A 13,428-nucleotide genomic window follows, 5' to 3' on the forward strand; every position below is an offset into this window, starting at 1 on the left:
GGTATCCTAGGCTCCTTCCGAGCGATCCCGTGTCCCAGCATTCTGGAGCCATCGTGCCGACTTTCCACGTTTCCGGCGCCGACCTCGACGTGGAGGTGAGCGATGAAGGCGGCCACCCCGTCGTCCAGCTGCACGGCCTCACCTCGAGCAGGCACCGCGACCGGCTGATGGATCTCGACCTCGGCCGCGGCCTCAGCGGCACCCGGCTGCTGCGCTACGACGCGCGCGGCCACGGCCTCTCGACCGGCCGCGCCGTCCCCTCGGACTACACCTGGCCCGTGCTCGCCGACGACCTGCTGCGCCTGCTCGACCACTGGTTCCCCGGCGAGCGGGTGCACGGCGTCGGCCCCTCGATGGGCACCGGCACCCTGCTGCACGCCGCCGTCCGCGACCCCGGCCGCTTCGCCGGCCTGACCCTGCTCGTACCGGCGACCGCCTGGCAGACCCGCGCCGCGAAGGCCGAGATCTACCGCAAGAACGCCCGGCTGATCGAGGAGCAGGGCCTCGCCGCCTTCCTCGCCGCCGACCTCGCCGCCCCCCGCCCGCCCGCCACCGCAGGCACCCCGGAGACCGTCCCCGACGTCACCGAGCACCTGCTGCCCGCCCTCTTCCGCGGCGCCGCCCTGAGCGATCTGCCTGCCCCCGAGGCCATTTCGGCGCTCGCCGTGCCCGCCACCGTGCTGGCCTGGGTCGACGACCCCGCGCACCCGGTGACGACCGCCGAAACGCTGGTCGAGCTGCTGCCGAACGCCACCCTCGAAGTCGCCGAGACCCCCGCCGATCTGGCCCGCTGGCCCGGCATCCTCTGCGCCGACGTCGCGCGGCACGGGTAGGGGTTCGGCGCACGGCCGGGGGAAGGGCGAATCGCGCATACCGGTGCCTGTGGGTGCACTCGTCGAAGGGACAGGCAGGTAGCGATGCGGGCTGTGGTGATCGGCGCGGGGGTCGGAGGTGCGTGCGCGGCTCTGGCGCTGACCGAAATCGGTGTGACAGTGCAGATCTACGAGGCGTCTGAGCGATCCGCGGACGTGAGTGGCTGGGTCACCCTGGGGCCGTCGGCGTCGACCGTGTTGGACCAGCTCGGAGTGGGAGCCGAAGTGCGGCGGCGGGGCTTTCCGGTCACCCGGGTGACCACGACCGACACCGTGTCGGGCCGGCAGCACAGCTTCGAGCGATTCGAAGAGACGCATCGGTGGCCGAGTACCCATGTATGGCGGCGGGACCTGCTGTCGGTGCTGCGAACGCGGCTCGCCGAGGTCGGTGTCACGAGTTGTTTCGGTTCGCGGGTCGATCCCGCTGACGTGGCTGCGGATCTGCTGGTCGGTGCCGACGGAGCTCGCTCCATGACGCGGCGCGCGCTCGGCGATCACCGCGATCCGACATTCGCCGGCCAACTGATCTGTTACGGCCACAGTGAGCACGTACTCGGTGAATTGCCGGAAGGGGTCCTGCACTTCTGGAGCCGTCCCGACGGTGTCGCCGGCTACGCGGGGCATCGCGGGCACGGGTCGTTCTGGTTCAGCCGCGGAGATGCGGAGTCGGCTCAGTCCGCGACGGGGCAGCCGGAACTGCTCGCGGCGCTCGCTGACCTGCCGATCGCGAAGCTGGTCGAGTCGTCGCGGGTGAGTCGCCCGGTGGCCTTGTATGAACTGGAGCCGAGCGGCATCTGGCACACCACGACCACGGTCCTCATCGGTGATGCCGCACATGCTGTCTCACCTGCGGCGGGCCGAGGGGCGAGTTCCGCGATCGAAGATGCCGTCTTCTTGGCCAGGGCCATCCGAGACTCGCCCACCGTCGAGGCTGGACTCCAGGCCTACGACCGGATCCGTCGTCCCGTCGCGATGCACACCTACAGGCCCACACCAGGACTGAGGGTGCCCCGCGTGAGCGCCGCGGAACTGCGATGGTGACGGTGGTCGAGCCTGACGGTGATCGGGCGGACGCGGCTCCGAGGTTCAGCCTGCAGGCTGTGGCGGACCCGACGAGAGGAACCATACGCACTCGACGATCCGGCCACGGCCGGCGCCACCCGAGCAGTAGCCGGCCCCACGATTCGAGGTCGTGGCCGCCGCCCTGACCTGAGATCCCATGTGCGAGGAGATCCCCATCTCGGAAGCGACGTAGGCGATCGGCCGGTGCCGGCAGCGGTGCACCAAGCGGCGAAATTCCTGACCCGCAACGCCTAGGCACCCGGAAACGGCTGGGGCATTCGAGCACACGGCACCGCCGGATAGCACGATCGCTACGAGCTTGTGCGCGAGAGGGGACTTGAACCCCTACGTCCGAAGACACCAGAACCTAAATCTGGCGCGTCTGCCAATTCCGCCACTCGCGCGTGCTGGTACGGCCGTCCAAACTCTACCGGCCGGAGCCCGCTGTGCGAAGCACCGCGCGGAGTGTCTCTACTCACGAGTAACCCGACCTGGGATTATAACGATGCGGTAACGGTCAATGTGAGGGGCACTCATGTTTCGAGCGGGTGTACATGGACCTCACCAGCGGGATCGAATGTGAGGGAGGGTCATGTTTCCCCGCATTCTGGTACGGCGGTGCGAGAAAACTCGAGAGTAGCCGCCGCGCCGGAAGAGGAACGTGAGGTTTTCCTCATGATTCTCTGGCATCCTCGCCATTACCAGGCCCTGGACGGGGGAGACCCCTGCGCACCGGAGCGGAGCGTCCCCCCGGGCTACGTCGCGAAGAGTAGGAAGTCGAGCGTCTTGACGATCAACGAGAACACTGAGACCGGGACCGGATCGCGCCGCACGGCGGGACGGTCCCCCGAGGTGGAGGCGTCCCGGTCGCCCTTGCTGGATCGTCTGCTGAACGGCACCGCGTATGCGCTGGCGTTCGGCGGGCAGGGCGCCAAGTGGCTGGGCGAGCTGGAGGAGATCGGACGGGACAGCGCGCTGGAGCCGGAGCTCACCGCCCTGGTGAACGAGGCCGCCGCGCTGCTGGAGCCGGTCGCGAGCCAGCTGCTCGTGGTGCGGCCGGTCGGCTTCGACCCGATCGGCTGGATCCTGGAGAACGAACTCGCCGACGACGATGCCGAGGACGCCGAGAGCTCGGCCGCGCCGTCGGAGCGCGTGCTGCGCTCCGCCGCGGTCTCGATGCCCGGCGTGTTGCTCACCCAGCTGGCCGCGCTGCGCGCGCTCAAGCTGCAGGGGCTCGATGTCGCCGCGCACCCGCCGGTCCGGATGATCGGGCACTCGCAGGGCGTGCTCGCGGCCGCGGCGCTGCGCGACGGCGGCCGCCGGGACGCCGAGCTGCTCGCCTTCGGGCAGATGATCGGCGCCGCGGCGAGCCTGGTCGGGCGGCGGCGCGGGCTGATGCCGGTCGGTGAGCAGTCGCCGATGGTCGCCGTCTCGAATGTCGATCCGGAGCAGCTGCGGGCGGTCGTCGCCGAGGTGTCCGATGGCGTTGATCCCACGGTCGCGGCCGTGGTCTCGATCCGTAACGGGCGCAGGCGCGCGGTGCTCTCCGGCACCCCGGCGCAGATCGCGCGGGTTCGGCAGCGCTGCACCGAGATCCACGACGAGCAGAGCGCCGAGCGGGATGCCAAGGCGCGCGGCGGCTCGGTCTTCGCGCCGGTCTTCGAGGACCTCGCGGTCGACGTCGCCTTCCACCACCCGGCGCTGGCCGACACCGTCGACCTGGTCGCGGGCTGGGCGCGGCAGTGCGGGCTCGACGCCGAGCTGGCCGGCTCGCTGGCGCAGGAGATCCTGGTCGACCCGATCGACTGGGTCGGCACGGTGGACGAGGTGGTCGCGGCGGGCGCCGAGTGGATCCTCGACCTGGGCCCTGGCGACCTGCTCTCCCGGCTCACCGCGGGCTCGCTCAAGGGCACCGGCGTCGGCGTGGTCGCCGCCGCCACCCGCGAGGGGCAGCGCAGCCTGCTCACCCCGGGCGCGGCGCCGCGGGTGCCCGCCCCCTGGTCGGAGTTCGCGCCGAAGCCGGTGCGGCTGCCGAACGGCCGGATCGTGGTCGAGACCTCCTTCACCCGGCTCACCGGGCGCTCCCCGATCCTGCTCGCGGGCATGACCCCGACGACCGTGGACGCCAAGATCGTCGCCGCGGCGGCCAACGCGGGCCACTGGGCCGAGCTGGCCGGCGGCGGCCAGGTGACCGAGCAGATCTTCGCCGATCGCGTGGCGGAGCTGCAGACGCTGCTGCAGCCGGGCCGCGCGGTGCAGTTCAACTCGCTCTTCCTCGACCCCTACCTGTGGAAGCTGCAGCTGGGCGGGAAGCGGCTGGTGCAGAAGGCCCGCGCGGCGGGCGCGCCGATCGACGGCGTCATCGTCACCGCGGGCATCCCCGAGCTGGAGGAAGCCGTCGCGCTGATCGAGGAGCTCACCGAGGCCGGGATCCACCACGTGGCCTTCAAGCCGGGCACCGTGGCGCAGATCCGCGCGGTGCTGCGGATCGCCGACCAGGTCCCGGGCTACCCGGTGATCGTGCACATCGAGGGCGGCCGGGCCGGCGGGCACCACTCCTGGGAAGACCTGGACGACCTGCTGCTCACCACCTACGCCGAGCTGCGCACCCGCGACAACGTCGTGGTCTGCGTCGGCGGCGGCATCGGCACGCCGGAGCGCGCCACCGAGTACCTCACCGGCCGCTGGTCGATCGGGCACGGCTACCCGGCCATGCCGCTGGATGGCGTGCTGGTCGGCACCGCCGCCATGGCGACGCTGGAGGCGACCACCGCGCCCGAGGTCAAGCAGCTGCTCGTCGACACCCCCGGCACCCCGGACTGGGTGGGCGCCGGCACCGCGATCAATGGAATGGCCTCCGGCCGTTCGCAGCTCGGCGTCGACATCCACGAGATCGACAATGCCGCCTCGCGCACCGGCCGCCTGCTGGACGAGGTCGCCGGCGACGCCGACGCCGTCGCCGCGCGCCGGGACGAGATCATCGCCGCGCTGAACGCCACCGCCAAGCCGTACTTCGGCGATGTCGCCACCATGACCTACCTGGACTGGCTGGAGCGCTACGTCGAGCTGGCGGTCGGGCTGGACCGGCGCCGCGACTTCGACTGCGGCTCCGACCTGGGCGACGCCATCCGCGAGGCCACCCGCTCGCAGTGGCTCGACATCACCTGGCGGGACCGCTTCGCCGAGATGATCCGGCGCGCCGAGGCGCGGCTGCACCCGGCCGACCGCGGCGAGATCCCCACGCTCTTCGGCTCGGACCAGGAGCTGGAGGACCCGGTCGGCGCCATCTGCACGCTGAAGCAGCGCTACCCGGCCGCCGCCGAGACGCTGCTGCACCCGGCCGACGTTCCCTTCTTCGTCTCGCTCTGCAAGATCCCCGGCAAGCCGGTGAACTTCGTGCCCGTGGTCGACGGCGATGTGCGGCGCTGGTGGCGCTCGGACTCGCTGTGGCAGGCGCACGACCCGCGCTACTCGGCCGACCAGGTCTGCATCATCCCCGGCACCGTCGCGGTCGCCGGGATCACCCGGGTCGACGAGCCGGTCGGCGAGCTGCTCGACCGCTTCGAGCAGGACACCGCGTACTCGCTGGTCCGCGACGGCGTCGTGCCCGCCGCGGTGGACGCGCGCCGGGTCGCGGGAGTCACCGCGGGCCCGATCGACGCCGTGCTGGCCGCGCCGGACGTGCGCTGGTCCGGCCGCACCACCGTGAACCCGGTGCACCGCCTCGGCGACCTGGACTCCTGGGTGGTCGACGGCAAGGGCGCCGTGCACCCGCCGACCGGGGCCACGCTGGCCGAGACCACCGGCCCGGACACCGAGAACAGCTACGTCGAGCTGACCGTGCCGCTGCTCGGCCGGGACGCCGTCACCATCCGGATCACCGTTCCGGTCACCGTCTACAACGGCGGCGCCCCGGTGATCACCGAGGCCGATGCCGAGACCGCCATGAGCGCGCTGCTCGCGGTGGCCGCCGGGCAGTCGCTGCCCGAGGTCAGGGGCTCGGTCGCGCACGTCAATGTGGCCTGGACGCCTGATCTCGGCGCCGACCACGCCGGGGTCACCGGCGGCGGGCTGCCGGAGTCGCTGAGCACGCTCGGCCGGGTCGTGCCGGACGTGCTGGTCGGCGCCTGCTGGCCCGCGGTCTTCGCGGTGCTCGGCGCCTCCCGCACCACCGCGGGCGGCAGCGTCATCGAGGGCATGCTCGACCTGGTGCACCTGGACCACCAGGTGCACCTGGTCTCCGACCTCCCCGACGCCACCAGCGTGCTCACCGTGCGCGCCGAGGCGGGCGAGACCCTCGACACCGATCTCGGCCGCGTGGTCGAGGTCAAGGTGCGGATCACCGGCATGCTGGACAAGCCGGAGACCGGGCTCTCCATGCCCACCCTGGCCACGCTCACCGAGCGCTTCGCCATCCGCGGCCGCACCGGCGCGGGCGAGCTCACCGACCCGCCGCGCGCCGGTGGCTCGGTCTCCGAGGAGGCCCGCGAGACCGCGCGGCGCAGGCGCAGGGACGTCACCGTGCGCGCGCCGCGGGCCATGCACGCCTTCGCCGCCGTCTCCGGCGACCACAACCCCATCCACACCAGCGATTCCGCGGCCAAGCTGGCCGGGCTGGGCAGCCCGATCGTGCACGGCATGTGGCTCTCCGCCGCGGCCCAGCACGTGGTGGCCGCGCTCGACCCGGCGAGCGGCCTCCCCGCGCGCAGGCTGACCGCCTGGACCACCCGGTTCCTCGGCATGGTCCGCCCCGGCGCGGAGATCGACGTCCGGGTGGAGCGGGTCGCGATCGACGCCGGCGACGAGATCGTCGAGGTCTCCTGCCGCGCCGAGGGCGACCTGGTGATGGCCGCGACCGGCCGCACCGCCGCGCCGAAGACCGCCTACGCCCTTCCGGGCCAGGGCATCCAGCGCAAGGGCATGGGCATGGAGGCGCGCACGCGCTCCAAGGCCGCCAAGGAGATCTGGGACCGCGCCGACAAGCACACCCGCAAGGCGCTCGGCTTCTCCATCCTCGCCGTCGTGCGCGACAACCCGACCTACCTCAAGGCCCGCGGCGTCGAGCACCGGCACCCGGACGGCGTGCTGCACCTGACCCAGTTCACCCAGGTCGCCATGGCCGTCGTGGGCGTGGTGCAGGTGGCCGAGCTGCGCGAGGCCGGCGCCTTCGTGGAGGGCGCGGTGCTGGCCGGGCACTCGGTCGGCGAGTACAACGCGCTCTGCGCGGTCGCCGGGGTGCTGCCGCTGGAGGCCACGCTGGAGGTGGTGTTCCAGCGCGGCTCCGCCATGCACCAGCTGGTGCCCCGCGATTCGCAGGGCCGCAGCGACTACCGGATGGCCGCCATCCGCCCCTCGCAGATCGACCTGCCGGACGAGGAGGTCATCGGCTTCGTCGCCGGGATCGCCGAGCGCACCGGCGAGTTCCTCGAGGTCGTCAACCTCAACCTGCGCGGCTCGCAGTACGCCATCGCGGGCACGCTGGCCGGGTTGGAGGCGCTGGAGACCGAGATCGACCGGCGCCGCGAGATCACCGGCGGCAAGCGCGCCTTCATCCTGGTGCCCGGCATCGACGTCCCCTTCCACTCCACGGTGCTGCGCAAGGGCGTGCCGGAGTTCCGGCAGAAGCTGGAGCAGCTGCTCCCGGCCGACCTGCACCCGGAGATCCTGGTCGGGCGGTACATCCCGAACCTGGTGCCGCGGCCCTTCTCGCTGGAGCGCTCGTTCGTCCAGGAGATCGCCGACCTGGTGCCCTCCGAGCCGCTGGCCGAGGTGCTGAGCGACTTCGACGGCTGGGCCGCGCGCCCGATCGAGCTCTGCCGCGTGGTCCTGGTCGAGCTGCTGGCCTGGCAGTTCGCCAGCCCGGTGCGCTGGATCGAGACCCAGGACGTGCTCTTCACCGACGTCGCGCACGGCGGCCTCGGGGTCGAGCGGTTCGTGGAGATCGGCCTCGCCGCCACCCCGACGGTGGCGAACCTGGCCAGCCAGACGCTCAAGCTCCCCGCCTTCGGCAATACCGCGGTCGAGGTGCTGAACATCGAGCGCGAGGCCGGCGTGGTCTTCGGCACCGACACCGACCCGGCCCCGGCCGACGAGCCGGTGGAGGAGCCCACCGCGGCCGCCGAGACGCCCGCCGCGGCAGCGGCTCCGGCCGCCGCCCCGGTCGCCGCCGGCGGCGGCCCGCGCCCGGACGACATCGCCTTCACCGCCGCCGACGCCACCAAGGTGCTCATCGCGCTCTGGACCAAGCTGCGGCTGGACCAGATCGGCCCGGTCGACACCATCGAGGGGCTCTGCGACGGCGTCTCCTCGCGCCGCAACCAGCTCCTGGTCGACCTCGGCTCCGAGCTCTCGCTCGGCGCCATCGACGGCGCCGCCGACGCCGACATGGGCGCGCTCTCGGCCACCGTCGAGCGGCTGGCGCGCACCTACAAGCCGTTCGGCACGGTGCTCTCCGACGCCATCAACGACCACCTGCGCAAGGTCTTCGGCCCGTCCGGCAAGCGCCCGGCCGCGGTCGCCGACCGGGTGGCCAAGGTCTGGGAGCTGGGCGACGGCTGGGCCAGCCACGTCACCGCCGAGCTCTCGCTCGGCACCCGCGAGGGCGCCAGCGTGCGCGGCGGCGACCTGGGCGGGCTGGTCGCCGGCGCGCTCGGCGACGGCGCCTCGGTGGATGCCGCGATCGACGCCGCCGTGCAGGCGGTCGCCGCCCGGCGCGGCGTCGCGGTCTCGCTGCCCAGCGCGGGCGGCGGGGGCGGCGCGACCGTCGACGCCGCGGCGCTCGGCGAGTTCACCGAGCAGATCACCGGCAGGGACGGCGTGCTCGCCAGTGCCGCCCGCGTGGTGCTGGAGCAGCTCGGCCTGGCCGAGCAGGCCAGTGCGGCCGTCGCGACCCCGGACACCCTGGTCGACCTGGTCGCCGCCGAGCTCGGCTCGGACTGGCCGCGGCTGGTGGCCCCGGCCTTCGACAGCCGCAAGGCCGTGCTGCTCGACGACCGCTGGGCCAGCGCCCGCGAGGACCTGGCCCGGCTCTGGCTCGGCGCCGACGCCGACGCCGCCGAGCTGCCGGTGAACGGCTACCTGGGGGCGGGCGAAGCCGTTGCCACCCAGGCCAACTGGTGGCGGGACAAGGCCAGGCACGAGGCCCGCTCGGTGCTCGCCGGCGCCTACGAGCGGATCGCCACCGCGGCGCTCACCGCCGAGGAGCCGGGCGAGTGGTCGGCCGACGTCGCCGTGATCACCGGGGCGAGCAAGGGCTCGATCGCGGCCGCCGTCACCGGCAGGCTGCTCGCCGGCGGCGCGACCGTCGTGGTCACCACCTCGCGGCTGGACGACACCAGGCTCGGCTTCTACAAGCAGCTCTACCGGGAGCACGCGCGCAGCGGCGCCGCGCTCTGGGTGGTGCCCGCGAACATGGCCTCCTACACCGATATCGACGCGGTGATCGACTGGGTCGGCACCGAGCAGGTCGACTCGGCCGGTGGCGCCAAGGTCAAGATCAAGGACGCCATGACCCCGACCCTGCTGCTGCCGTTCGCGGCGCCGCGGGTCGCCGGTGACCTCGCCGACGCGGGCTCCCGCGCGGAGATGGAGATGCGGGTCCTGCTCTGGTCGGTGGAGCGGCTGATCGGCGGGCTCTCCGCGCTGAACGCCGATCACGACGTGGACGCCAAGCTGCACGTGGTGCTCCCGGGCTCGCCGAACCGCGGCCTCTTCGGCGGCGACGGCGCTTACGGCGAGTCCAAGGCCGCGCTGGATGCGGTCGTGGGCCGCTGGCGGGCGGAGAAGTCCTGGTCGCAGCGGGTCACCCTGGTGCACGCGCTGATCGGCTGGGTGCGCGGCACCGGGCTCATGGGGCAGAACGACCCCATGGTCTCGGCGGTCGAGCAGGCCGGGGTGCAGACCTGGTCCACCACCGAGATGGCCGACGAGCTGCTCAAGTGGTGCACCTCGCAGGCGCGGGCGATCACCGTCACCGCACCGCAGCAGATCGACCTCACCGGCGGTCTGGCAGGCGTCGAGCTGGACCTGCCCGCGCTAGCCAAGCAGGCGGCCGAGGAGGCCGCCGCGGCCGAGGAGCCCGCCGACACCACCCCGACCGTCGCCGCGCTGCCCGCCCCGCCCACGCGCAGCTCCGCGCTGCCGGTGCCGGAGTGGAGCGAGGTCACCACCGGCCTCGCCGACATGGTGGTCATCGTCGGCGCCGGTGAGCTCGGCCCCTACGGCTCGGCGCGCACCCGCTTCGAGATGGAGGTCTCCGACGAGCTCTCCGCCGCGGGCGTGCTGGAGCTGGCCTGGACCACCGGGCTGGTGACCTGGGAGAACGACCCCAAGCCGGGCTGGTACGACGTCGCCTCCGGCGACTTCGTCCCGGAGCACGAGGTGGCCGAGCGCTACCACGATGCCGTGGTGGAGCGCTGCGGCGTCCGCCGCTACGCCGACGACGCCTCGATGGTCGACAACAGCGCGCCACTGATGACCTCGGTCTTCCTGGACAAGGATCTGACCTTCACGGTCGGCTCCGAGGCCGAGGCGCGCGCCTTCGAGTCGGCGGCGCCGGAGCACACCGTGGTGGTCCCGGCCGGCGACGGCGGCGACTGGCAGGTGACCCGCAAGGCGGGCACCGAGATCCGGGTGCCGCGCAAGGCCAAGCTCTCCCGCACCGTCGGCGGCCAGATCCCCACCGGCTGGGATCCGACCGTCTGGGGCATCTCGGCGGACATGGCGTCCTCGATCGACCGGGTCGCGCTGTGGAACATCGCCTGCACGGTCGACGCCTTCGTCAGCTCCGGGTTCGACCCGGCCGAGCTGATGAGCTGGGTGCACCCGAGCCAGGTGGCGAACACGCAGGGCACCGGCATGGGCGGCATGTCGTCGATGCGCTCGCTCTACGTCGACAACCTGCTCGGCGAGCCGCGGCCGAACGACATCCTGCAGGAGGCGCTGCCGAACGTCGCGCTGGCGCACGTGGTGCAGTCCTACGTGGGCAGCTACGGCGCGATGGTGCACCCGGTGGCGGCCTGCGCCACCGCGGCGGTCTCGGTCGAGGAGGGCGTCGACAAGATCAAGCTCGGCAAGGCCGACGTGGTCGTGGCCGGTGGCTTCGACGACCTCGGCATCGAGGGCATCGTCGGCTTCGGCGACATGTCCGCGACCGCCGACTCCGCGGTGATGGCGGGCAAGGGCATCGCCGATCGCTACTTCTCCCGGGCCAACGACCGCCGCCGCGGCGGGTTCGTGGAGTCGCAGGGCGGCGGCACCGTGCTGCTGGCCCGCGGCGACGTGGCGCTGGAGATGGGGCTCCCGGTGCTCGGCGTGGTGGCCTACGCGCAGTCCTTCGCGGACGGCGTGCACACCTCCATCCCGGCGCCCGGGCTCGGCGCGCTGGGCGCGGGCCGCGGCGGGCGCGAGTCCAAGCTCGCGGCGGAGCTGCGCGGGCTCGGCGTCACCCCGGACGAGGTCGCGGTGGTCTCCAAGCACGACACCTCGACCGCGGCCAACGACCCGAACGAGTCCGAGCTGCACGAGCGGCTCGCCACAGCGATCGGCCGGTCGGCGGGAGCCCCGCTCTTCGTGGTCTCGCAGAAGTCGCTGACCGGGCACGCCAAGGGCGGCGCCGCCGCCTTCCAGCTGATCGGGCTCTGCCAGGTGCTCGAGCAGGGCGTCGTGCCGCCGAACCGCAGCCTGGACTGCGTCGACGACAAGATGCAGGAGTACCCGCACCTGGTGTGGGTGCGCGAGGCGCTGCGGTTCGGCGAGCGGTTCCCGCTCAAGGCCGGGCTGGTCACCTCGCTCGGCTTCGGGCACGTCTCCGGGCTGCTCGCGGTGGTGCACCCGCAGGCGTTCGTGGCGGCGCTCCCGGCCGAGCGCAGGGACGACTACCTGCACCGCGCCGAGCAGCGCCGGCTCAACGGCAGGCAGCGCTTCGCCGAGGCGATGTGCGGCGGCTCCGACCTCTACGAGCGCCCGGGCGACCGGCGGCTCGGCGGGGACGGCACCCCGGCGTCGCGAATCCGTCAGCTCGAGGCCGACATGCTGCTCTCCGGGGCCGCCCGTCTCGGTGCCGACGGCACGTACCGTGCCGACGGCAGGGGTTGCGAGACGGGCCGGTTCGCCCCGGCGTCCGAGACCGAGCGGTCGTAGGCTCCCGGCCCATGGCAATCATCGGTATCGGGCTGGACCTGGTGACCATCTCGGAGTTCGGCGAGCAGCTGGAGCGCGTGGGAACCACCATGCTCAGGGAGAGCTTCACCGCCGCCGAGCGGCGCTACTGCCAGAGCAAGGCGACGGATCCCACGCGCAGCTACGCGGCGCGGTGGGCGGCCAAGGAGGCCGTGCTCAAGGCATGGGCCTCCTCCCGGTTCGCCCGCCGCCCGCAGATCGGGGACAACCCGTATCCGCTGATCGAAGTGGTCAACGACGCGTGGGGCAGGCCGAGCATCCGGCTGCACGGCCTGGCCGCGGAGTTCCTGCCGCGGGTGCGGGTGCACCTCTCGCTCACCCACGACGGCGACACCGCGGCGGCCATGGTCGTCCTGGAGGACCCGGGCGAACTCGCCGACCTCATCGAGGGCAGGGAAGCCTCGAGCTGAACGAAAGCGGGGCCCGAGCCGGAAACGGCTCGGGCCCCGCTGCTTTCCGCGCTAGGAGCGCGATTCCTTCTCGGCCACCAGCAGATACGCCACCATGAGCCGCTTCAGCTCGGCCACCGCCTCCTCGTGGCTCTGCTGATCCTGCACCGAGAAGTTGAGCATCGAATACACCACGTGCACCAGCACCTCCGCCATGGTGGTGCGGCGCTCGCGCGGGGTGCGCGGGGTGAGCGGGCGCAGCATCTGCGAGACGACCTCGGCGAATTCCTTCTCGTGCTTGGCGCCGGTGGCCCGGGTGGAGGGGGTGGACTGCATGGCCAGCCAGACCTCGCGGCGGGAGGGGTCGGTCATCCACAGATTCGCCAGGTGGTCGACGAACTGGTTCATGTGCCGCAGCCAGTCCAGCGAGGGGACGCCGCCGTGGAAATCGGCCAGCTCCCGGGAGACCGCGACCAGATCCTGCCGGTTCAGCTCGCAGACGATCACGTACTTGTTCGCGAAGAACTGGTAGAGCGTGCCGATCGGCACCTCGGCGCGGGCCGCGACCTCCTCACAGGTGAACGATTCGAAACCCACCTCGACCAGCAGTTCCCGCGAGGACTGCAGCAGCGCGTCGAACTTCCGCTTGCTGCGCTCCTGGGTCGGGCGGCGCCGCGGCATGAGCTCCTGCGGATCGTCCTGCATCTCCAACGCAGGGTCGGGTCTGCGTCTCGACCTGGCCTCCGCGCGTAGTTCCACCCGTCCAGGCTAACGTGACCCCACCACTGCCCGGAACGGGCGTTTCCCCTCGTCTGTGACAGTTCACGCCCATCCGGCGCACATCCCGTGCCGAACCACCGGTATATCCGCGTGTCGGACGGTACCTGAGCCGGGAACGGCGTTCCGCGCGCGATGATCGTTATCCA

General features: G+C 72.5%; 5 protein-coding genes and 1 tRNA gene. 4 read left to right on the forward strand and 2 right to left on the reverse strand.

The annotated features are described in order from the left end of the window. Positions 1–53: 53 nt before the first annotated feature. Together AB0H71_RS16135 and AB0H71_RS16140 are read left to right on the forward strand one after the other, a co-directional pair. Positions 54–833, forward strand: coding sequence for an alpha/beta hydrolase (locus AB0H71_RS16135; protein WP_357020745.1), 780 nt, complete (start codon positions 54–56; stop codon positions 831–833). An 84-nt stretch (positions 834–917) separates the two neighbouring features. Next, positions 918–1,913, forward strand: a complete 996-nt coding sequence (locus AB0H71_RS16140; RefSeq protein ID WP_357020748.1) for an NAD(P)/FAD-dependent oxidoreductase — start codon at positions 918–920, stop codon at positions 1,911–1,913. 343 nt (positions 1,914–2,256) lie between these two features. Here AB0H71_RS16140 and AB0H71_RS16145 read toward each other — a convergent pair. Beyond that, positions 2,257–2,338, reverse strand: a tRNA-Leu gene (locus AB0H71_RS16145). A gap of 382 nt (positions 2,339–2,720) precedes the next feature. On the opposite strand from AB0H71_RS16145, the gene AB0H71_RS16150 reads away from it, so the two are divergent. Together AB0H71_RS16150 and AB0H71_RS16155 are read left to right on the forward strand one after the other, a co-directional pair. Next, entirely contained in the window at positions 2,721–12,074 is a 9,354-nt protein-coding gene (locus tag AB0H71_RS16150) for a fatty acid synthase subunit beta domain-containing protein (protein WP_357020751.1), read from the forward strand. Between the two features lie 11 nt (positions 12,075–12,085). After that, positions 12,086–12,523 (forward strand): holo-ACP synthase, encoded by a 438-nt coding sequence (locus tag AB0H71_RS16155; RefSeq protein WP_357020754.1) that lies wholly within the window; start codon positions 12,086–12,088, stop codon positions 12,521–12,523. 51 nt (positions 12,524–12,574) lie between these two features. Here AB0H71_RS16155 and AB0H71_RS16160 read toward each other — a convergent pair whose 3' ends face one another. After that, positions 12,575–13,207 (reverse strand): TetR/AcrR family transcriptional regulator, encoded by a 633-nt coding sequence (locus AB0H71_RS16160; protein WP_357020757.1) that lies wholly within the window; start codon positions 13,205–13,207, stop codon positions 12,575–12,577. Positions 13,208–13,428: the final 221 nt, after the last annotated feature.

The sequence above is a fragment of the Nocardia sp. NPDC050697 genome (assembly GCF_040654395.1).
Classification (GTDB): domain Bacteria; phylum Actinomycetota; class Actinomycetes; order Mycobacteriales; family Mycobacteriaceae; genus Nocardia.